The following is an 18,964-nucleotide window of genomic DNA, read 5'->3' on the forward strand; positions in this document are numbered from 1 at the left end:
CGATTTCAGCCCACCTCGCGTGGGCTTTTTTATTGAAGGGAGTAACACCATGGGTCAACTGATTGCAGGCACCTGCTACGTCAAAGTCGACGGCGCACAACTGACCATCAACGGCGGCTGCGAAGCCCCGCTGATGGCGGTCAAACGCGAAACCGTCGTACCCGGCTTCTACAAGGAAACCGACATTGCGCCGTCGTTCAAAGTGACCGCGCTGCACACCGCCGACTTCCCGCTGAAGAAGCTGATCGAAGGCACCGACATCACCGTCACCTGCGAATTCAGCAACGGCAAAGTCTACGTACTGGCCGGCGCCTACCTGGTCGAAGAGCCGGTTTCCAAGGGCGATGACGCCACCATCGAACTGAAATTCGAAGGCATCAAGGGGACCTGGCAATGAGCGGCGCCGTGAAGCTTCAGGTTGCGATCGAAGCTCACGGCGAGCCCCTGACCGAACTCGTCCTGCGCCGTCCGACGGTGCAGGAAGTACGAGCGATCAAGGCGCTGCCGTACAAGATCGACAAGAGCGAAGAAGTCAGCCTCGACATGGATGTGGCGGCCAAGTACATCGCCGTGTGCGCCGGCATTCCGCCGTCGTCGGTCAACCAGCTCGATCTGGCTGACCTCAACGCGCTGAGCTGGGCCGTCGCGAGTTTTTTCATGAGTGCGGCGTCGGCGCCATCACCGACCTGATCGCCGTCGCCTATGACCTGGCCTGGTTCTGGAAGGTTGACCCCGAACAGATGATGGCCAGGCCACTGGATGTGCTCCGCGAATCGCTGGAGCACGCGCAACGGATCAATGCGATGCAGCAGGTGCAGTGATGGCAGACGAAGACAAGAAAGTGAAAACGCCGGTGCTGATCACGGGCATTGATGAGCTGTCGCCCAAACTCGGCGCCCTCCGGGCCAGGGTCGAGAGTTTCAAGAAAAACCTCGAACAGACCGGCCTCGGCAAGCTGGATATCAGCGGGCTGTTCAAGGGCGGCAGCGTGATCACGCCGTTCGTGGACGGCATCAAATCGGCGGCAGCCTTTCAAGGCAAATTGACCGAGGTCAGCGAGACGGCGAAAACCGTCGACCTGCCCGCCGCGCCGAAAGTCGCTGCGCAGAACATGAACGTGTTCAGTGCGTCGATGGAAAAGGTGTCCACGGCAGTGAATGCCGCGCTGGTGCCGGCGGTGGGGGCGGTGGTGGTCGGGCTGGAACCGTTGATGACCGGGGTGGGCAACTTGCTCAATGACAACCCTGAACTGGTGCAAGGCCTGGCGGCAGGCGCGATTGCCTTCTCGGCGATGCAAACCGCCGTGACCGGTGCGACCCAGGTGCTCGACGTGATGAGCCTGGTGATGAAAGCCAATCCGGTCATGTTGATCGCTACCGGTATTGCCCTGGCGGCCGGTCTGATCGTGGCTTACTGGAAACCGCTCTCGACGTTTTTCATCGGGCTCTGGCAGACCATCGCGCCGGTGGTGGTGCCGATGGCCGAGTTCTTCAGAACGATGTTCAGCTACACGCCGTTGGGGCTATTGATCAGCAACTGGGGGCCGGTCATGGCGTTTTTCTCGGCGTTGTGGGACGGCCTCAAAGCGGTTGCGGCGCCGGTGATCGAGTTCTACAAGACCGTGTTCAACTATTCGCCACAAGGGCTGATTCTGAACAACTGGGGACCGATCGTCAGTCTGTTCTCTTCGATCTGGGATTTGCTCAGGGCGGTGTCGGTCCCCGTGCAGGCGTTTCTCAAGAGCTTCTTCGACTGGTCGCCGCTTGAAGTGATTCAGGCAATCTGGGGCGGTGTGGTCAGCGTGTTCACGGCGATCTGGGATTACATCAAGCTGCCGTTCCTCGCGACCTACGCGATTATTCGTGAGCAACTGGGCTGGTCGCCGCTGGAAAAGATCATCGAGAACTGGGCCCCCGTCACGGCCTGGATTGAAAAGTGGGCGCAGAAGTTTCAGGACGCCATCGCCCCGATCAAGGCGTTTTTCAACGGTGGTTTCGGTGAATTGATTGCCGACGCCAAGGCCCGGGTGGATGTCTTCACTCAGGCTCAGCTGAAAACCAATGCCGAAGGCAAAGGCGAGCTGGCGCCGGCGTTTTTCAAGGGCAACAGCGAATCGCCCTCGATCGAGTTGTCGCCTTCGGTAAACCTGCCGGCCGCAGTGCCGGTGCCAGAGAAACCGCTGTTGCAGGGCGGTTCACTGGTGCAAACCTCAAACACCCTGATCCAGCAAAGCGCCGCCAACAACCGGACGCAACTCGAAGGCGGCCTGACCGTGCGCTTTGAAAATGCACCGGTCGGGCTGCGCACCGATCAACCGCACACCAATCAACCGGGCCTGGCGCTGTCGTCGCGCATCGGTTATCGCTCGCTGTCCGTGGGAGGTTCCAATGAACTGGCGTGACCGTTTGTTGCCGGCATCCTTTCGCGGTGTCGGGTTCTGGATCGATCAGGCGAAAACCCCGGTCGGTCGCAAAGGTCAGTTGCACGAATATCCGCAACGCGACCTGCCGTTTTTCGAGGATCTCGGCCAGCAGGCCAAGACCCACGATCTGACGGCCTTCATCGTCGGCGCCGATTGCCTGGAGCAGCGCGACAAGCTGCTCAAGGCGCTGGAGCAGGGCAGTGGCGAGCTGGTGCACCCGTGGCTGGGGCGCCTGCAGGTCAAGGTCGGCGAATGCGACATGACCCACACCCGCCAGGACGGTGGGCTGGTCACGTTCACGCTGAAGTTCTATCCCGACCAGCCGTTGCCGTTTCCGACCGCAAGCGTCAGCACCCAGAAAGTCCTGTTGGCCAAGGCCGACACGCTGTTGGGTTCGGCGGTGGCGCGCTTCGAACAGGCGATGACGCTGATCAAGGCAGCGCGGATCGGCATTGCCAATCTGCGTAACAGCCTGACCGGGGTCTACGAGGTGATCAAGGAACAACTCCAGCCACTGATCGACCAGTACAAAGAGATCACTGAACTGGTCAAGGCGGTCAAGGAGCTGCCCAGGGAAGTGGCGGCAGAGTTCAAGGGCCTGCTCGGCGATATCAAGGAGCTGAAAGCGTTCGCCAGGGAAGGCTACCGTGGCGTGATTGCCGACGTGTCGCAACAACTCGAAGCGATCCGCAAGGCCGATGCGCCGAAGCTCACCACCGGCAAGGACACCACGGCAGCGGCGCAAGCCATGGCCGATCTGGTGCAGGACACGATGTTGGTCAAGGTGGCGCAATGGGTAGCTTCCATGCCCGTGGCGTCGACACCGGTGAAGCTGTCATCGACACCGTCTCTGGATCATCAATCCAGGCAGCCGGTCAGCCGTCAGGAAGTACCGGTCACGGACGACATGCAGGCGTTGCGTGATGCAGTGGCAGTGGCGCTCGATCCGATGCTGGACAAGGCCGGGCCAGCGCATTTTCAAGCGATCAATGACGTGAAGGATGCCTTGAATGCGCACCTCAAGGCTGTCGCCTCGTCTGGTGTGCGACTGGTCAGCAAGTCCTTCCAGGAAAGCCTGCCGGCGCTGGTGGTGGCCTACAAACAATTTACCGACGCCACCCGTGTCACTGAAGTGATCCAGCGCAATGCGGCTGCCCATCCCGGGTTCCTGTCGCCCAATGACGTGAAAGTCTCCAGGGAGTGAGCCATGAGCGAGATGGATAATCGCGTCACGCTGACCGTAGGCGATATGGAATACGGCGGCTGGAAAAGTGTTGAAATCACCGCCGATCTCGAGCGCCAGTTTCGTACGTTCAAACTCGATATCACCTGGCAATGGCCGGGCCAGACCGTGGATCAGCGCATCGCCGCCGGCGATGCCTGCGAGGTGCGCATCGGCAAGGATCTGGTCTTGACCGGGTATGTGTTCAAAGCGCCGATCCGCTATGACGGGCGGCAGATCAGTCTGAGCATCGAAGGCAGTTCCTGTACCCAGGATCTGGTGGATTGCGCCGCGATCAATCGCCCGAACCAATGGAAAAACCAGCCGATGCTGAGCATCGTCGAAGCGCTGGCGTCTTCCTATAAGGTCAATGTGGTCAGCGAGATTGCGGAGACGGCGCGACTCGGCAGCTACACCATCGTGCCGGGCGAGACGGTGTTTCAATCCATCGACCGTTTGCTCTCGTTGTTTCGGGTGTTCTCCACCGATGACGCGCAAGGCCGGCTGTTGTTGGCCCGGCCTGGCAGCAGTGGCCGGGCCAGTGATGTACTGGAACTGGGCAAGAACATTTTGTCGGCCAGTGCAGCGATGGATTACAGCCAGGTGTTTTCCGAATATCGGGTGATTGGCCAACAAAAAGGCAACGATCAGAAGAGCGGGGCGGCAGTCAGCGAGATCGAGTCGATTGCCACCGATCTGGGGTACAAGCGCCGACGCGTGACGGTGATCAACGAAGGCCTGCAGATCAATCCTGACCTGTCGTTGCAACGTGCCCTCTGGGAAAGCGCCACCCGTGTCGGGCGGGCCCAGACCACGACTTATCAGGTGCAGGGCTGGCGCCAGTCCAATGGTGATTTATGGCGCCACAACACCCTGGTCCGGGTCAAGGATCCGGTACTGGGGTTTGATGGCGACATGCTGATTTCCAAAGTGACGTATTCGCTGTCGGCACAGGGTTCGGTGACCACGCTGCAAGTGGCGCCACCGCATACGTTCGATCCTGATCCAACCCCACCGAAACAGGCTTGAGCCTGAACTGTTGTAAACGCCGTTGGACCCTGTGGGAGCGGGCTTGCCCGCGAAAGCGACGGTCGCCGCAACACATCTTTGCCTGACTCACCGCCAACGCGGGCAAGCCCGCTCCCACTGGGTTTTTCTGTGCCTGGCCGAGCCTTGAGGACAACATCATGAGCCTACTGACACGCCTGCTGGCGCGCGGCACCGTCGTGCTCGCCAACTCGGCATCCAAGCTGCAATCGCTGCAAATGCGCCTCACCGCCGGTGAACTGAACGACGACGTCGAGCACTTCGAACCGTACGGGTTCACCAGTCGTCCATTGGCGGGTGCCGAAGGTGTCGTCACTTTTCTTGGCGGCGACCGTTCCCATGCCATCGCGCTGGTCATCGCCGATCGGCGTTATCGCCTGCAAGCGCTGGCGGCCGGCGAAGTGGCGATCTACACCGACGAGGGCGACAAAATTCACTTCAAGCGCGGGCGGATCATCGACATCGAAACCGCCACGCTGAACATCCGCGCCACGACCGCTGTGAACGTCGATACGCCGGTGATCAACCAGACCGGCAAGATCGTCTCCACCGGCGACCAGCTCGCCGGTGGCATCAGCCAGATCAAACATGTGCACGTCGACGTGCAGCCCGGTAGCGGCAAGACCGGTGCGCCGGCAGGAGGCCAGTGATGTTTGTCAGCCAGAACCTCCACGCTGCACTGACCCGTGCCGTGCTCATCAGCCTGTTCACCTGGCGCCGTGCCGCCAATGACGACGCCCTCGACGACGATGAACGCTTCGGCTGGTGGGGCGACAGTTTCCCCACCGTTGCCGATGACCGTATCGGCTCGCGGCTGTGGCTGTTGCGCCGGGTCAAGCTGAGCCGACAGACCCAGATGGACGCCGAGTTCTACGCCCGCGAAGCCCTGCAATGGCTGATCGACGACGGGCATTGCCGTGCCATCGACATCATCAGCGAACGCCTCGACGCCCAGCGCCTGAACCTGCGCACGGTCCTGACCCTGGCCGACGGCGAACGTCTGGACATCAACCCCGATAACAGTTGGCAGGTGATCTATGCCGTTTGAAACCCCTTCGCTGCCGGTGCTGATCAAACGCACCCAAAGCGACCTGGCCGGCGATTCGCTGCGCCAGTCCGATGCGCAAGTGCTGGCCCGTACCCTCGGCGGCGCGGTTTATGGTCTGTACGGATATCTCGACTGGATTGCCCAACAGATCTTGCCCGACAAGGCCGATGAATCGACGCTGGAGCGCATCGCTACTTTACGTCTGAACCAGCCGCGCAAGCCTGCACAAGCGGCCACCGGCAGCGTCAGCTTTACCGCGTCTGCCGGAGCGGTGCTGGATGTCGATACATTGCTGCAGTCCAACGATGGCCGCACCTATATAGTCACCACGGCGCGCACCACTGGCAATGGCCTCAACGGCACGACCATTGCCGCACTCGAGGCCGGTAGTCAGGGCAACGCCGACGCGGGCCTGGTGCTGACCCTGGTGCAACCGGTCCAGGGGATCACCAGCAACAGTTTCGTGGTGCAAGAGCCCGGCATGACGGGCGGTGTCGCCCGGGAAAGCCTTGAGTCCCTGCGTTCGCGGGTCATTCGCTCCTATCGCCTGATCCCCCACGGTGGCTCGGCGCAAGACTACGAAACGTGGGCGCTGGAATGCCCGGGCGTCAGCCGCGCCTGGTGCCGAGGCAACTTTCTCGGCCCGGGCACCGTCGGCGTTTTCATCATGCGCGACGACGATCCGCAACCCATTCCCAATGCCGAGCAATTGGCCGAGGTTCAGGCTTACATCGAACCGCTGCGTCCGGTGACGGCCGATGTCCGTGTGCTGGCGCCGGTGCAGGTGCTGGTCAATTACCGACTGCGCATCACCCCCGATACCAGTGCGGTGCGCGCCGCCATCGAGAACCAGTTGCGGGATCTGCACAACCGTGAAGCAGGTCTGGGTGAAACCCTGTTGCTCAGTCATATCGCCGAAGCCATCAGCAGTGCGACCGGTGAAACGGACCACACCCTGGTTTCGCCGGCGGCCAATGTGACCGCCGCCAACAATCAGTTGCTGACCTTTGGAGGTTGCGAATGGCTGTCTTGAGGGGTGTCGCGCAATACCGCAACCAGCTGCGCAGCCTGCTGCCCAGCGGTCCTGCCTGGGAGCTGGAACGCCTGCCGGAACTGGATCAGGTGCTGCAGGGCGTCGCGGCAGAACTGGCGCGGCTGGACGCACGTGCGGTCGATCTGATCAACGAGATGGATCCGGCCGGTGTCAGCGAATTGGTGCCGGACTGGGAGCGAGTCATGAACTTGCCCGATCCATGTCTGGGGGCCACGCCACTTTATGACGACCGACGTCTGGCCGTGCGCCGGCGCTTGCTGGCCGTGGGCGATCAGTCGGCGGCGTACTTCGTCCAGATCGCGCGCAGTCAGGGTTATCCCGACGCGACCGTCACCGAACTGCGCGTTCCGCGCATGGGACGTTCGCGTTTCGGCCAGGCCCACTTCGGTACCTGGAAGGCGCAGTTCATGTGGATTCTCAACACCGGTGGGCGCCTGTCGCTGGGGCGCCGTTATGGCGCCAGTTACTGGGGCGAACGTTTTGGCATGAACCCGGGTTCCGCCCTGGAATGCCTGATTCACCGTAGCGCACCGGCTCATACCCAGGTGTACATCAATTATGACTAAGGAATGAATAATGGATTATCCAAAGAGTGTGCCCAGCGTCGGGCTGGTCAATGGCAAGTTTGTCGATGAAAACCCGGTAGCGGGAACGCCGGGTTCGCTGATTCCGGCAGTCTGGGGCAATTCGGTCACCGAAGAGCTGTTGGGCGTGATCAAGGGCGCAGGCCTGACGCCCGATGAAGTCGAACTCGGCCAGTTGTTTCTGGCTGTGCGCAAGATCAGTCAGACCGGGTTGGTGGATTACGCCATGGATACCGGTACGGCCAACGCTTACCGTGCCACCTATGCGCCGGTGGTACCGAGCCTGGTGGACGGGTTGGTCTTGCGGTTCAAGGCCCTTAACACCAACACCGGTGCCAGTACCTTCTCGGCAAACGGTCTGGCGGCCAAACCCATTGTGGGCGTTGACCACAACGCTGTGCAGGAAGGCGAAATCACTGCCGCCGGTGATGTCTGGGTACAGTGGAACAGCTCGATTGCCGGTGGCGTCTGGGTGATGATTGCCAGCACCGGGATGGTCAAACAGACCGGCAGTGACATCGGCGACATCAAGACTGTGGCCACGGCGGACGCCCCCAAGGGCTGGCTGAAATGTAACGGCGCTGTGGTTTCCCGTACGCAATATGCGGGACTGTTCGCTGCGATCGGCACGCGCTTCGGTGTGGGTGATGGCAGCACGACGTTTGCCCTCCCGGATCTGCGTGGCGAGTTCGTTCGCGGCTGGGACGATGGCCGCAAGGTCGACAATGCCCGGGCGCTGGGCAGCACCCAGGCAGGGCAGAATGCCTCGCACACCCACGCAGCTTCTGCCGCCGCGGCAGGCAGCCACACTCACGGTGCCTCTGCCGCCGTTGCCGGTAACCATAGCCACGGCGGTTTCACCAACGAGTTCGGGGAACACCAGCACGGCATTCTGGCGTCCGGTAACAACACCTCCTACGGCCGCCAGGGTACAGGCAGCGGTCCTGGCGACTATGCAGCCGTTACTTCAGTGGCCGGCAATCACGCGCACGGTCTCTATATCATTGCGGCCGGCGATCACGCCCATACGATCACGGTGAACGCCGTGGGCGATCACACTCACGCCGTATCAGTGGCTGCGGACGGCGGCAACGAGGCGCGGCCTCGTAACGTCGCCTTGTTGTACGTCATCAAGTACTGAGACCCGGCCCCGCAAATGTGCCCGTGCATGCCTGCGGGGCGCGGTTTTTTCTTTTCACATTGACCGGAGCGAGTGATGGATTTGACCGATCAACAACTGCTCAAGATATTCCCCAACGCCCGCAGCCAAGCGGGCGTTTTTGTTTCTGCGCTCAACGCCGCCATGGCCCGGCGTCACATCGACAGCCCCAAACGCATCGCCGCGTTCCTCGCGCAGGTCGGCCATGAATCGGGGCAATTGCAGTACGTGCGCGAGTTGGGCAACAACCAATACCTGAGCAAATATGACACCGGCACGCTGGCCTTGCGTCTGGGCAACACCCCCGACGCTGACGGCGATGGGCAAAGGTACCGTGGTCGCGGACTGATCCAGATCACCGGGCGCAGCAACTACCGCCAATGCAGCCTCGGGTTGTTTGGCGATGAACGGCTGCTGTCCTTGCCTGAATTGCTCGAACAACCGCAGTGGGCAGCCGAATCTGCCGCGTGGTTCTGGGAACTGAACGGCCTGAACGAACTGGCCGATCGCGATCAGTTCAACAGCATCACTCGCCGAATCAACGGCGGGTTGAATGGCCTGCAGGATCGCCTCGACATCTGGGCGCGGGCGAGGGCGGTGCTATGCCAATCCCCTGGCGAATGATCGGCGTTCTGTTGCTGGGCGCTGGCGCGTTTGCTGCGGCCTGGCAATTTCAGGACTGGCGTTACGGGCGACAATTGGCCGAGCAGGCGCGATTAAACACTGAGACCCTCAATCAACTGACGTTGACGGCTGCCACCGCGCAGCAGGCCGAGCAGGATAAACGTCTGGCCCTCGAGCAACGCCTCGCGGCCAGTGAACAAACCCACTATCGAGCGCTGAGCGATGCCCAACGTGATCAGGATCGCCTGCGCGATCGTCTTGCCACTGCTGATCTGCGCCTGTCAGTCCTCATCGACGCCGGCGACGCTGCCCATGGCTGCGGGGTGCCAGCCACCGCCGGCACCGGCGGCGTGGATCATGCAACCGTACGCGCCCGACTTGACCCGGCGCATGCTCAACGAATTATCGCCATCACCGACACCGGTGACCGCGGACTGATTGCCTTGCAGGCGTGTCAGGCCTATGTCAGAGCGCTGGCGCCCGCACATTTTGAATGAGTCTGTGTATTGAAAGCGCAACCGGCTCGTGTACGGTGGTAGGCATTCCACCCGATCCGGAGCGCGCCGTGAAAGACCTCACTCAACTGGCTGCCGAACTTGGCCGACGCCTGCAATTGCTCAACGCCCACGTCACCACCGCCGAGTCCTGCACCGGCGGCGGTATTGCCGAAGCGATCACCCGCATTCCGGGGAGTTCGGCATGGTTCGAGGCCGGCTACGTGACGTACTCCAACCGACAGAAAACCCAGCAACTGAATGTGCCCGCCGAATTGTTCGGTACGGTGGGCGCGGTCAGTCGCGAAGTAGTCGAGGCGATGGTGCGCGGCGCACAGAAACACAGCCGGGCGCGGTTTGCCGTGGCGGTCAGCGGGATTGCCGGCCCGGACGGCGGCTCGCCGAACAAACCGGTGGGTACCGTATGGCTGGCCTTTGGTGTCGGCGATGCGCTGAGCAGTGAAGTTCAGCACTTCCCCGGCAACCGCGACGAGGTTCGCCGACAAACGGTGAAGGCCGCGCTAGAGGGGCTCCTGCGACTAGCGGCACGAGAAATCGAAAATCAGGGGTAGGCGATCCGCGAGCGCTGTGGAATAATACTGGCTACTTATACAGGTGTTGGCCGTCAGGCCTTATTGATTACGTGAGGACTTTAATGGACGACAACAAGAAGAAAGCCTTGGCTGCGGCCCTGGGTCAGATCGAACGTCAATTCGGCAAGGGTGCCGTAATGCGTATGGGCGATCAGGACCGTCAGGCGATCCCGGCCATTTCCACTGGCTCTCTGGGTCTGGACATCGCACTCGGCATCGGCGGTCTGCCAAAAGGCCGTATCGTTGAAATCTACGGTCCTGAATCTTCCGGTAAAACCACACTGACGCTGTCCGTGATCGCCCAGGCGCAAAAAGCCGGCGCGACCTGCGCATTCGTCGACGCCGAACACGCCCTCGATCCTGAGTACGCCGGCAAGCTGGGCGTCAATGTCGACGACCTGCTGGTGTCCCAGCCGGACACCGGCGAACAGGCCCTGGAAATCACCGACATGCTGGTGCGCTCCAACGCCGTTGACGTGATCATCGTCGACTCCGTGGCAGCCCTGGTACCGAAGGCTGAAATCGAAGGCGAAATGGGCGACATGCACGTGGGCCTGCAAGCCCGCCTGATGTCCCAGGCGCTGCGTAAAATCACCGGTAACATCAAGAACGCCAACTGCCTGGTGATCTTCATCAACCAGATCCGCATGAAGATCGGCGTGATGTTCGGCAGCCCGGAAACCACTACCGGTGGTAACGCGCTGAAGTTCTATGCCTCGGTTCGTCTCGACATCCGCCGTACCGGCGCGGTGAAGGAAGGCGACGAAGTGGTCGGCAGCGAAACCCGCGTCAAGGTTGTGAAGAACAAGGTCGCTTCGCCGTTCCGTCAGGCCGAGTTCCAGATTCTCTACGGCAAGGGCATCTACCTCAACGGCGAGATGATCGACCTGGGTGTGCTGCACGGTTTCGTCGAGAAGTCCGGCGCCTGGTATGCGTATGAAGGCACCAAGATCGGTCAGGGCAAGGCCAACTCGGCCAAGTTCCTGGCGGACAACCCGGAAGTCGCCGCCAAGCTTGAAAAGCAACTGCGTGACAAACTGCTGTCGCCAGCCGTGATCGCCGATTCCAAGGCCTCTGCAGTCAAAGAGACTGAAGACGACCTGGCTGACGCTGATATCTGATTGCAGCGATGACCACCGCCGTACTTGATACCCTCGTCGCGGTGCGGCGAACCGCCATGGACCTGCTCGCACGTCGCGAGCATGGTCGAGTCGAGTTGACGCGCAAACTGCGCCAGCGCGGCGCTGAGGCGCAGATGATCGAAACAGCCCTCGACCGTTTGACGGAAGAGGGGCTGCTGTCCGAAGCCCGTTACCTTGAAAGCTTTGTTTCCTACCGTGCCCGTTCCGGCTATGGCCCTCTGCGAATTCGTGAAGAGTTGAGCCAGCGTGGCTTGCAACGTGCCGATATCGAAGTCGCCCTGCGCGAGAGCGGTATCAGTTGGCAGGAGCAACTTCAGGAAACGTGGCAGCGAAAGTTCTCCGGGCAGCTACCCAACGATGCCAAGGAACGGGCCAGACAGGGCCGGTTTCTCGCTTATCGGGGGTTCTCGATGGAGATGATCAACCGCTTGTTCAGCGGCAGGCACATGGACGATTAACACGGTTAAATAAAAAGCGGCCCGCTATGGAAATAGCGGGCCGCTTTTTTTTGCCTTCAAATAACCTTCGACGGTTCGCGACTGCGTTGCGCGATTTGTGGTGCTGACTGTGCCCAGTTTTCCGGCAGGTTGATGTAGTCCACCAACGCCCGCAAACGTCCGTGATTGCGGGCATTGAAGGCGAAGGCAAGCCGCACCAGATGACTGAACTGTGCTTCATCGTGTTCTTCGCCGCTGTAGGCGTGTTGATGAAACTGGTCGCTCAGGCACAAATCGGCGAAGGCTGACTGCATGTGCTCAAGCGCCTGATCGCTGAGCTTGTGATTCATGCGAATCACGAACTGACGCTTGAGCCAGCGGCTGGAGTGGAAGTTGCTGTAAAACTGATTGATCTCTTCAACTGCTTCTTCGACGCTGTAGACCAGACGCATCAGCTTCATGTCGGTGGGCAGGATGTAGTGGTTGTCCTCCAGTTGCTGGCGGATAAAGTCCATCGCGCCCTGCCAGAACGTGCCGCCCGGTGTGTCCAGCAAGACCACCGGGACCAGCGGGCTCTTGCCTGTCTGGATCAGTGTCAGTACTTCCAGTGCTTCATCCAGCGTGCCGAAGCCACCCGGGCACAGCACCAGCGCGTCGGCTTCCTTGACGAAAAACAGCTTGCGGGTGAAGAAAAAGTGGAACGGCAGCAGATTGTCGGTGCCGTTGACGGTGGGGTTGGCATGCTGCTCGAAGGGCAGGGTGATGTTGAAACCGAGGCTGTGATCACGGCCGGCCCCTTCATGCGCGGCCGCCATGATGCCGCCCCCGGCCCCGGTGATGACCATCATGTTCGAGCGAACCAGGGCGGCGCCGAGTTCTCGTGCCATGGCGTACAGGGGATGTTCGACTGGCGTGCGCGCCGAGCCGAACACCGTGACTTTGCGTCGTCCCTTGAACTGTTCCATCACCCGAAACGCCTGCTCCAGTTCACGCAGGGCTTGCAGGGTGATTTTGGCGTTCCAGCGGTTGTGGTCTTCCTGGGCCATGCGCAGCACGGTCAGGATCATGTCGCGGTAGATGGGAATGTTCGGGCTGTTGGGGGAAACACGGTTGAGTTGTTCTTCGACCTTGCTGATGAGGTCGGGGCCGTTTTCCTGAAAATGACGACTGAGCAGGTCATTCGGTTGGTAAGGCATTCAACGTCTCCTTATGCACAGAGCGAGTGGCCCTGACATGCGGCGTCAGTGCCGCGCTGCAATAACACTTCCGATCGGCAGGTCCTTGGCCGCCGTTTGCACGTGATCGGGAATACTCTGAATCTAGACCCTTGCGAGCATTTACGCTGACTTGATCATTGCGCCGCAACGTTGTGCCTGGCAACCGCTAATGGAGGTAGGACCGATCTCGTCACCGCTCGTCCGAACGTACGCCGGCGGCCAAACGCTCTGATTAACTAACTTAAAGGCGCCGTACGACAACTTTGCGTCACGACCGTACGCAAGGTGCACGCTATTCAAGGATTAGCGGTTGGCAAGGAGGCGGGACACATGGCCAGAGTGATTCTGGAGATTGATACGCAGTTGTATCGGATGTTGAAGGCATCGGCCGAGGCCAATCAAATCAGTCTCGAAGAGGAGTGCTGCCGCAGACTGGCAGGCGGGGAGCGTCGTTCACGCTATTTACAGGCCTTGCTGGCCGAACTGCGCGCCGAGGATGAACAGCGGCGCGCCAATTCACGATGATTACTTCTTCTTCGCCGGGGCCGCTTTCGGGCAATCCGATTCCTGATAGCTCGCGGAGCCGATCGCCTTGTTGGTTTTCACTTCCGTGAAGTCGTAACGCATGATCGCGCCCTTGGCCATCAGTTTGCGGTACGACGGGTTGTTGCACACCGAGGCGCCCAACTGGAAATACACGGCTTTGGGGTCGGCGCGCATTTTGTCGGCGTGGCTTTGTTGCACGCTCAGGTGGTTGATCAGTTGCGTGCCTTCGACGGTGTAGCCTTGATCGAGAATGTCTTCATTGATGGCCCGTGGCGTGCCGACGCTGCTTTGGGCGGCGACGTTGCGCAGCTCTCTGTTCAGATTCTGCTCACTCAAGGATGCCGCTTGAGCGGTGAAGGACGACGCCAGCAGAATGGCAGCGGTGGGAACGATTAGGCGCAGCATGAAACTCTCCTGATTCGGTGACTGGTGGTTCGACCAGCCAAGGGGCTGTGCGTTCAGTGGCGGCGAATTATAGGGGAGCCGGTCTGGACGGTACAGGCTTGTGCCCGTCGCTCTGGTAAACTGCCGGCCTTTATTGCCTTGCCGAGTGCTGTTCGTGTCGAGTTTTCCTGTCTGTCGGCGTTGCCTGCGATGAATCACGCCCCCAACGCCGTAGCCCGCCTGCGCGATCAGCGCGAGGATGAGGGCATCAAACCGATTCAGGCCCGTGGCTTTCGTTCCGAACGTTGCCGCGATTGTCGGGTGATCAGCAGCCATTGCCTGTGTGCCTGGCGGCCAAGTGTAGAAACGCGCTCTGGCGTGTGCCTGATCATGACCGGCAAGGAAGTGTTCAAACCGAGCAACACCGGTTGGCTGATTGCCGATGTGGTGCGGGACAACCATGCATTCATCTGGTCGCGCACCGAGCCCGACCCGCAGATGCTGGCGCTGCTCAACGACCCGCAATGGCAGCCGTATCTGGTGTTCCCCGGCGAGTACGTCGAACCGTCGCGGGTGACCAACGCCGTTGCCGCCGATAGTCATAAGCGCCCGCTGTTCATCTTGCTCGACGCAACGTGGACCGAAGCGCGCAAGATGTTTCGCAAGAGCCCGTATTTCGACCGTTTGCCGATCCTGAGCCTGCTGCCCGACAAACTGTCGCGCTACCGCTTGCGCCGTTCGACCCGCAGCGAGCATCTGTGCACCGCCGAAGTGGCAGCGTTGTGCCTGGAACTGGCGGGCGACAGCGACGCCGCCTCGGCGCTGGATGCCTATTTCGACGTGTTCAGCCAGCATTACCTGGGCGCCAAACAGCAACGGGACGTCAACGAGTCGACGCCGGCCCATGCCGAGTTGCGACCCTTTATACGAAAGCCGCAAGCGGTGTTGGCCCAATAGTGGCCCATACTGTACAGCGCGGGGGCCGTGCTGCTTGACCACCCGGTTAACGCTGGGCATGCTTGGCGCCGTTTAGGGTGCGGCCAAGGTTTGAAACGCCGTGTTTGCTGGTTATTGGCGTTGAACGTGCCCCTGTGGATACCGCTTTCAAGCGGCATCTTGAGTTGCTTGGGTCAGGCCGGAATGCACCGCGTCTGCCATCAAAAACAGGATCATTTGAAAAATGGCCACATACGACATCCTGATTGCCGATGATCACCCCCTGTTTCGTAGCGCACTGCATCAAGCGGTGACGCTGGGCCTCGGCCCGGATGTACGGCTGGTGGAAGTGGCGAGCATCGCCGAGCTGGAAGCGCGTCTGACCGAAAAGGCTGACTGGGATCTGGTCCTGCTGGACCTGAACATGCCCGGCGCCTACGGTTTCTCCGGCCTGGTGCTGCTGCGCGGGCAATACCCGCAGATTCCGGTGGTGATGGTGTCGGCGCAGGAAGAAGCCTCGGTCATGGTCAAGTCCCGCGAGTTCGGCGCCAGCGGCTTTATTCCCAAGTCCAGCGACCTGAGCGTGATTCAGGAAGCGGTGCGCAAAGTGCTCGACGGCGATGTGTTCTGGCCACCGCAAGCCTTCGAAGCGGTCAGCGTGTCCGACGAGGCCAAGGCCGCCAGCGATGGCCTCGCCAGCCTGACGCCGCAACAGTTCCGCGTGCTGACGATGGTCTGCGAAGGGTTGTTGAACAAGCAGATTGCCTACGAGCTGAGTGTGTCGGAAGCGACCATCAAGGCCCACGTGACAGCGATCTTTCGCAAGTTGAATGTGCGCACCCGGACTCAGGCGGCCTTGCTTCTGCAACAACTTGAGTCAATTTCGAGCTGATAAAGCGCGCGACTTCACGCTTTTTTGACTTTTGTTGAACTAGCTTTCCCACTCCTTTTTGGTTGGTTTTCACTTTATGTCACCTTTCAAGGGCCAGACTGGCCTGAAACGCATCCTCAACGCTTCCGGTTATTCGCTCGACGGTCTGCGCGCAGCCTTCACCGGTGAAGCGGCATTCCGCCAGTTGGTGCTGCTCAATGTGGTGTTGATCCCACTGACGTTTTTCCTGAATGTCAGCCGTGTCGAGCAGGCGGTGTTGATCGCTGTCTGCCTGCTGGCGCTGATCGTCGAGTTGCTGAACTCGGCAGTGGAAGCGGCCATCGACCGCATCTCGCTGGAATTGCACCCGCTGTCAAAGAACGCCAAGGACATGGGCAGCGCCGCGCAATTCGTGGCACTGAGCATGATTGCCCTGGTGTGGGCAGTGATTCTGCTTTAAGCGATATTTGGCAAGACGATCTCGTCGCTGCGCTGCACCCCGGCGGTGAAAGCGCGGCACAGTTCGAGAAACTCGCGCATGGCCGAAGTCTGGTATTTCTGCTTGTGCCAGATGAAGTAGAACTGCCGGGCCAGGTCCAGGTCCGGTGTCTCCACCGGCACCAGACTGCCGCGCCGAAATGCATCGCGCAGTGCCAGCCGCGAGATGCAGCCAATCCCCAGCCCCGATTCCACCGCGCGTTTGATCGCTTCGGTGTGTTCCAGCTCCAGCCGGATATTCAGCGCGCTGCGATGATGACGCATGGCCTGATCGAAGGTCAGCCGCGTGCCGGAACCCTGTTCCCGCAGAATCCACGCCTCGTGGGTCAATTCTTCCATGGTTGCACTGCCGCGTTTGGCCAGCGGGTGTTGCGGCGCGCAGAACACCACCAGCTCATCCTCGACCCAGCTCTGCACTTCGATGTCCGGATGGCTGCAATCGCCTTCGATTAGACCCAGATCAATTTCGTAATGGGCGACTTGTTGCACGATATTGGCAGTGTTCTGTACGTGCAGCTTCACTTGGCTTTCCGGGTGGCGCTGCATGAAACCGCCGATCAGCAGGGTTGCCAGATAATTGCCGATGGTCAGCGTCGCTCCCACCGACAGCGAGCCGAAACCGGATTTGCCGTTGAGCAGGTCTTCGATTTCCTTGGCCTGATCGAGCAGGGCCACCGCTTGCGGCAACAGTTGTTTGCCAAGGGCGTTGAGGCTCAGGCGTTTACCCGCGCGATCGAACAGCTGGCAGCTGGACTGGCGCTCCAGTTCGGTGATCGAGGTGCTGGCAGCCGATTGCGAGAGGTTGAGCAGACCCGCAGCACGGGATACGCTTTCCTGCTGGGCGACGGCGACGAAGACTTGCAGTTGACGGAGAGTAAATCGCATATCTATATAACCGATAACCCTTATCTTAATAATCCAGTTAACAGATATTGTCGTCGCTATTAGAATGCGATGCAATTGCGCACCGTCGGCCGTTTCCAGGCAAGCGCAGACCCAATATCCAGGAGTCCCACGTACATGAGCAACATGAACCACGAGCGTGTCCTCAGTGTTCATCACTGGAACGACACTCTGTTCAGCTTCAAGTGCACCCGCGATCCGGGCCTGCGCTTCGAGAACGGTCAGTTCGTGATGATCGGCCTGCAACAGCCCAACGGCCGCCCGCTTATGCGCGCTTACTCGATTGCCAGCCCGAACTGGGAAGAGCATCTCGAGTTCTTCAGCATCAAAGTGCCTGACGGTCCGCTGACTTCGCAACTGCAGCACCTGAAGGAAGGCGACGAGATCATCATCTCGAAAAAGCCTACCGGCACCCTGGTACTGGACGACCTGAATCCGGGCAAACACCTGTATCTGCTGAGCACCGGTACCGGTCTGGCGCCGTTCATGAGCGTGATCCAGGACCCGGAAACCTACGAACGCTTTGAAAAAGTGATCCTGGTGCACGGTGTGCGTTACGTCAACGAAGTCGCCTACCGCGAATTCATCACCGAGCACCTGCCGCAGAACGAGTTCTTCGGCGAGGCGCTGCGTGACAAGCTGATCTACTACCCGACCGTGACCCGTGAGCCGTTCGAGAACCAGGGCCGTCTGACCGACCTGATGCGCAGCGGCAAGCTGTTCAGCGACATCGGTCTGCCACCGATCAACCCGCAGGACGACCGCGCGATGATCTGCGGCAGCCCGAGCATGCTCGACGAGACCAGCGAAGTGCTCGACAGCTTCGGCCTGAAGATCTCGGCGCGGATGCGCGAGCCGGGTGATTACCTGATCGAGCGTGCATTCGTCGAGAAGTAAGCCCCGCGCCTACAATTGGTGTTGTGGTGACACAGTAAAAGCCCGCGTTGCCTGAGAAGGCAGCGCGGGCTTTTTCGTTTCCGGGGATTACGCCTCGGCGGGGATCACTTCGAGCACGCGGATCTGCTCCGGTGTCGGGTAATGCCAGCGCACGTCCAGATCCCAGAATTGTGCGCCGTACTCGCGCTCGGGCAGCGGGGTTTGATACGCCGGGCGCGGATCCTGAGCCAGACACTGGTCAATCAGCTCAACCAACGGCTCGTCGAGGCGCTGAGCGTGTGTGTGCGCCTGTTGCAGCGCCGAATCCGTCCACTGCACGTCAATCAGCTGTGGCGCGGCGCTGGCGATGCTGTTGGCGGCTTCGGGGATGATATCGGCGTATGGCACGTAGGGTTTGATGTCGAGAACCGGCGTGCCATCAAGCAAGTCGATCCCGGAGATGAACAGGCGATTGGCTTCGACCTTGTCCAGTTTCACCACTGATTGGCCGATGCCGTTCGGTCGGTGCGTGGCGCGGGTGGCGAATACGCCCATGGATTTGTTGCCACCCAAGCGTGGCGGGCGCACTTTCAGGCGAGGTTTGTCTTCCAGCGCCTGATGGAACAGAAACAGCAACCAGACGTGGCTTACCTGTTCCAGGCCCTGCACGGCATCTCCCTGATCGAACGGCGCCACCAGTTCCAGCACACCACGGGCAGCGGGGGCCAGTTGCGGTTGGCGGGGGATGGCGAACTTCTCCTTGAAGCAGGAGCGCACGTAGCCGATGGGAGAGACGCTGTAAGTCATGGTTTGCATTCGAGGCGGGGCAGGGTGGGCATGATAACCCGTCCAACCTCAAGTCTGGTGGTGGCAGGGCTGGCCTATTCGCGAGCAAGCTCGCTCCCAC

Annotated in this window: 24 protein-coding genes; 20 read left to right on the plus strand and 4 right to left on the minus strand. The window is 60.5% G+C overall.

Going from position 1 to position 18,964, the window contains the following annotated elements; translation table 11 throughout:
* Positions 1 to 49: 49 nt before the first annotated feature.
* The 15 genes from HV782_RS06860 (at position 50) to recX (ending at position 11,847) form a co-directional block, all read left to right on the plus strand.
* Complete coding sequence (locus tag HV782_RS06860) at positions 50 to 397, plus strand: phage tail tube protein (RefSeq protein WP_007908779.1); 348 nt, start codon at positions 50 to 52, stop codon at positions 395 to 397.
* Positions 394 to 690, plus strand: coding sequence for a phage tail assembly protein (locus HV782_RS06865; protein ID WP_007908778.1), 297 nt, complete (start codon positions 394 to 396; stop codon positions 688 to 690). Before HV782_RS06860 ends, HV782_RS06865 begins: the two co-directional genes overlap by 4 nt.
* Before the next feature lie 130 nt (positions 691 to 820).
* Positions 821 to 2,401 (plus strand): phage tail tape measure protein, encoded by a 1,581-nt coding sequence (locus HV782_RS06870; protein WP_186745188.1) that lies wholly within the window; start codon positions 821 to 823, stop codon positions 2,399 to 2,401.
* The gene (locus tag HV782_RS06875) at positions 2,388 to 3,626 is read left to right on the plus strand and encodes a DNA circularization protein (RefSeq protein WP_186745191.1); all 1,239 of its coding nucleotides are present in this window, start codon (positions 2,388 to 2,390) and stop codon (positions 3,624 to 3,626) included. The genes HV782_RS06870 and HV782_RS06875 overlap by 14 nt, the downstream gene beginning before the upstream one ends.
* Positions 3,627 to 3,629: 3 nt before the next feature.
* Entirely contained in the window at positions 3,630 to 4,673 is a 1,044-nt protein-coding gene (locus HV782_RS06880) for a phage baseplate assembly protein (protein WP_186745193.1), read from the plus strand.
* A gap of 158 nt (positions 4,674 to 4,831) precedes the next feature.
* Complete coding sequence (locus tag HV782_RS06885) at positions 4,832 to 5,341, plus strand: phage baseplate assembly protein V (RefSeq protein WP_123465164.1); 510 nt, start codon at positions 4,832 to 4,834, stop codon at positions 5,339 to 5,341.
* Positions 5,341 to 5,739 carry a phage GP46 family protein gene (locus HV782_RS06890; protein ID WP_123465166.1) on the plus strand — a complete coding sequence of 133 codons (399 nt, stop codon included), beginning with the start codon at positions 5,341 to 5,343 and terminating at the stop codon, positions 5,737 to 5,739. The genes HV782_RS06885 and HV782_RS06890 overlap by 1 nt, the downstream gene beginning before the upstream one ends.
* Positions 5,729 to 6,772 carry a baseplate J/gp47 family protein gene (locus tag HV782_RS06895; RefSeq protein WP_186745195.1) on the plus strand — a complete coding sequence of 348 codons (1,044 nt, stop codon included), beginning with the start codon at positions 5,729 to 5,731 and terminating at the stop codon, positions 6,770 to 6,772. The genes HV782_RS06890 and HV782_RS06895 overlap by 11 nt, the downstream gene beginning before the upstream one ends.
* Positions 6,760 to 7,359: a YmfQ family protein gene (locus HV782_RS06900; RefSeq protein ID WP_123465170.1), complete on the plus strand. Its 600-nt coding sequence runs from the start codon at positions 6,760 to 6,762 to the stop codon at positions 7,357 to 7,359. Before HV782_RS06895 ends, HV782_RS06900 begins: the two co-directional genes overlap by 13 nt.
* Before the next feature lie 10 nt (positions 7,360 to 7,369).
* Entirely contained in the window at positions 7,370 to 8,518 is a 1,149-nt protein-coding gene (locus HV782_RS28540) for a phage tail protein (RefSeq protein WP_128615425.1), read from the plus strand.
* A gap of 75 nt (positions 8,519 to 8,593) precedes the next feature.
* The gene (locus HV782_RS06910) at positions 8,594 to 9,160 is read left to right on the plus strand and encodes a glycoside hydrolase family 19 protein (protein WP_186745198.1); all 567 of its coding nucleotides are present in this window, start codon (positions 8,594 to 8,596) and stop codon (positions 9,158 to 9,160) included.
* Positions 9,139 to 9,657, plus strand: coding sequence for a lysis system i-spanin subunit Rz (locus tag HV782_RS06915; protein ID WP_186745200.1), 519 nt, complete (start codon positions 9,139 to 9,141; stop codon positions 9,655 to 9,657). Before HV782_RS06910 ends, HV782_RS06915 begins: the two co-directional genes overlap by 22 nt.
* Before the next feature lie 68 nt (positions 9,658 to 9,725).
* Positions 9,726 to 10,226 carry a CinA family protein gene (locus HV782_RS06920; RefSeq protein ID WP_123465177.1) on the plus strand — a complete coding sequence of 167 codons (501 nt, stop codon included), beginning with the start codon at positions 9,726 to 9,728 and terminating at the stop codon, positions 10,224 to 10,226.
* An 83-nt stretch (positions 10,227 to 10,309) separates the two neighbouring features.
* A complete protein-coding gene (gene recA / locus HV782_RS06925; protein WP_003222269.1) occupies positions 10,310 to 11,368 on the plus strand; it encodes a recombinase RecA in 1,059 nt (352 codons plus the stop codon).
* Between the two features lie 8 nt (positions 11,369 to 11,376).
* Entirely contained in the window at positions 11,377 to 11,847 is a 471-nt protein-coding gene (gene recX / locus HV782_RS06930) for a recombination regulator RecX (protein ID WP_123465179.1), read from the plus strand.
* Positions 11,848 to 11,903: 56 nt separating this feature from the next.
* Here recX and HV782_RS06935 read toward each other — a convergent pair whose 3' ends face one another.
* Positions 11,904 to 13,022 (minus strand): LOG family protein, encoded by a 1,119-nt coding sequence (locus HV782_RS06935; protein ID WP_123465181.1) that lies wholly within the window; start codon positions 13,020 to 13,022, stop codon positions 11,904 to 11,906.
* 351 nt (positions 13,023 to 13,373) lie between these two features.
* On the opposite strand from HV782_RS06935, the gene HV782_RS06940 reads away from it, so the two are divergent.
* Complete coding sequence (locus HV782_RS06940) at positions 13,374 to 13,568, plus strand: hypothetical protein (RefSeq protein ID WP_186745202.1); 195 nt, start codon at positions 13,374 to 13,376, stop codon at positions 13,566 to 13,568.
* Here HV782_RS06940 and HV782_RS06945 read toward each other — a convergent pair whose 3' ends face one another.
* Positions 13,569 to 13,994: a PA3611 family quorum-sensing-regulated virulence factor gene (locus tag HV782_RS06945; RefSeq protein WP_123465185.1), complete on the minus strand. Its 426-nt coding sequence runs from the start codon at positions 13,992 to 13,994 to the stop codon at positions 13,569 to 13,571.
* 189 nt (positions 13,995 to 14,183) lie between these two features.
* Between HV782_RS06945 and HV782_RS06950 the strand changes: the two genes are divergently transcribed.
* The 3 genes from HV782_RS06950 (at position 14,184) to HV782_RS06960 (ending at position 16,240) form a co-directional block, all read left to right on the plus strand.
* On the plus strand, positions 14,184 to 14,930 hold the full coding sequence (locus HV782_RS06950) for a tRNA-uridine aminocarboxypropyltransferase (RefSeq protein ID WP_123465187.1): 747 nt from the start codon (positions 14,184 to 14,186) through the stop codon (positions 14,928 to 14,930).
* 223 nt (positions 14,931 to 15,153) lie between these two features.
* Positions 15,154 to 15,801: a response regulator transcription factor ErdR gene (erdR, locus tag HV782_RS06955; protein ID WP_123465189.1), complete on the plus strand. Its 648-nt coding sequence runs from the start codon at positions 15,154 to 15,156 to the stop codon at positions 15,799 to 15,801.
* A 76-nt stretch (positions 15,802 to 15,877) separates the two neighbouring features.
* A complete protein-coding gene (locus HV782_RS06960) occupies positions 15,878 to 16,240 on the plus strand; it encodes a diacylglycerol kinase (RefSeq protein WP_042607041.1) in 363 nt (120 codons plus the stop codon).
* Here the strand turns inward: HV782_RS06960 and HV782_RS06965 are convergent.
* Positions 16,237 to 17,163 carry a LysR family transcriptional regulator gene (locus tag HV782_RS06965; protein WP_186745204.1) on the minus strand — a complete coding sequence of 309 codons (927 nt, stop codon included), beginning with the start codon at positions 17,161 to 17,163 and terminating at the stop codon, positions 16,237 to 16,239. The genes HV782_RS06960 and HV782_RS06965 overlap by 4 nt on opposite strands.
* Before the next feature lie 135 nt (positions 17,164 to 17,298).
* On the opposite strand from HV782_RS06965, the gene fpr reads away from it, so the two are divergent.
* Positions 17,299 to 18,078, plus strand: a complete 780-nt coding sequence (gene fpr, locus HV782_RS06970; protein ID WP_003222277.1) for a ferredoxin-NADP reductase — start codon at positions 17,299 to 17,301, stop codon at positions 18,076 to 18,078.
* An 87-nt stretch (positions 18,079 to 18,165) separates the two neighbouring features.
* Here fpr and tsaA read toward each other — a convergent pair whose 3' ends face one another.
* Entirely contained in the window at positions 18,166 to 18,864 is a 699-nt protein-coding gene (tsaA, locus tag HV782_RS06975) for a tRNA (N6-threonylcarbamoyladenosine(37)-N6)-methyltransferase TrmO (RefSeq protein ID WP_186745206.1), read from the minus strand.
* Positions 18,865 to 18,964: the final 100 nt, after the last annotated feature.

Source organism: Pseudomonas monsensis (genome assembly GCF_014268495.2).
Classification (GTDB): Bacteria; Pseudomonadota; Gammaproteobacteria; order Pseudomonadales; family Pseudomonadaceae; genus Aquipseudomonas; species Aquipseudomonas monsensis.

What these genes read in the sequence shown, in the direction of transcription:
- HV782_RS06960 (WP_042607041.1), top strand. Translation starts at nt 15,878, where the DNA reads ATGTCACCTTTCAAGGGCCAGACTGGCCTGAAACGCATCCTCAACGCT.
- recA (WP_003222269.1), top strand. Translation starts at nt 10,310, where the DNA reads ATGGACGACAACAAGAAGAAAGCCTTGGCTGCGGCCCTGGGTCAGATC.
- HV782_RS06875 (WP_186745191.1), top strand. Translation starts at nt 2,388, where the DNA reads ATGAACTGGCGTGACCGTTTGTTGCCGGCATCCTTTCGCGGTGTCGGG.
- tsaA (WP_186745206.1), bottom strand. Translation starts at nt 18,864, where the DNA reads ATGACTTACAGCGTCTCTCCCATCGGCTACGTGCGCTCCTGCTTCAAG.
- recX (WP_123465179.1), top strand. Translation starts at nt 11,377, where the DNA reads ATGACCACCGCCGTACTTGATACCCTCGTCGCGGTGCGGCGAACCGCC.
- HV782_RS06945 (WP_123465185.1), bottom strand. Translation starts at nt 13,994, where the DNA reads ATGCTGCGCCTAATCGTTCCCACCGCTGCCATTCTGCTGGCGTCGTCC.
- HV782_RS06870 (WP_186745188.1), top strand. Translation starts at nt 821, where the DNA reads ATGGCAGACGAAGACAAGAAAGTGAAAACGCCGGTGCTGATCACGGGC.
- HV782_RS06935 (WP_123465181.1), bottom strand. Translation starts at nt 13,022, where the DNA reads ATGCCTTACCAACCGAATGACCTGCTCAGTCGTCATTTTCAGGAAAAC.
- HV782_RS06900 (WP_123465170.1), top strand. Translation starts at nt 6,760, where the DNA reads ATGGCTGTCTTGAGGGGTGTCGCGCAATACCGCAACCAGCTGCGCAGC.
- erdR (WP_123465189.1), top strand. Translation starts at nt 15,154, where the DNA reads ATGGCCACATACGACATCCTGATTGCCGATGATCACCCCCTGTTTCGT.
- HV782_RS06895 (WP_186745195.1), top strand. Translation starts at nt 5,729, where the DNA reads ATGCCGTTTGAAACCCCTTCGCTGCCGGTGCTGATCAAACGCACCCAA.
- HV782_RS06940 (WP_186745202.1), top strand. Translation starts at nt 13,374, where the DNA reads ATGGCCAGAGTGATTCTGGAGATTGATACGCAGTTGTATCGGATGTTG.
- HV782_RS06860 (WP_007908779.1), top strand. Translation starts at nt 50, where the DNA reads ATGGGTCAACTGATTGCAGGCACCTGCTACGTCAAAGTCGACGGCGCA.
- HV782_RS06915 (WP_186745200.1), top strand. Translation starts at nt 9,139, where the DNA reads ATGCCAATCCCCTGGCGAATGATCGGCGTTCTGTTGCTGGGCGCTGGC.
- HV782_RS06910 (WP_186745198.1), top strand. Translation starts at nt 8,594, where the DNA reads ATGGATTTGACCGATCAACAACTGCTCAAGATATTCCCCAACGCCCGC.
- HV782_RS06880 (WP_186745193.1), top strand. Translation starts at nt 3,630, where the DNA reads ATGAGCGAGATGGATAATCGCGTCACGCTGACCGTAGGCGATATGGAA.
- HV782_RS28540 (WP_128615425.1), top strand. Translation starts at nt 7,370, where the DNA reads ATGGATTATCCAAAGAGTGTGCCCAGCGTCGGGCTGGTCAATGGCAAG.
- HV782_RS06865 (WP_007908778.1), top strand. Translation starts at nt 394, where the DNA reads ATGAGCGGCGCCGTGAAGCTTCAGGTTGCGATCGAAGCTCACGGCGAG.
- HV782_RS06965 (WP_186745204.1), bottom strand. Translation starts at nt 17,163, where the DNA reads ATGCGATTTACTCTCCGTCAACTGCAAGTCTTCGTCGCCGTCGCCCAG.
- HV782_RS06890 (WP_123465166.1), top strand. Translation starts at nt 5,341, where the DNA reads ATGTTTGTCAGCCAGAACCTCCACGCTGCACTGACCCGTGCCGTGCTC.
- HV782_RS06885 (WP_123465164.1), top strand. Translation starts at nt 4,832, where the DNA reads ATGAGCCTACTGACACGCCTGCTGGCGCGCGGCACCGTCGTGCTCGCC.
- fpr (WP_003222277.1), top strand. Translation starts at nt 17,299, where the DNA reads ATGAGCAACATGAACCACGAGCGTGTCCTCAGTGTTCATCACTGGAAC.
- HV782_RS06950 (WP_123465187.1), top strand. Translation starts at nt 14,184, where the DNA reads ATGAATCACGCCCCCAACGCCGTAGCCCGCCTGCGCGATCAGCGCGAG.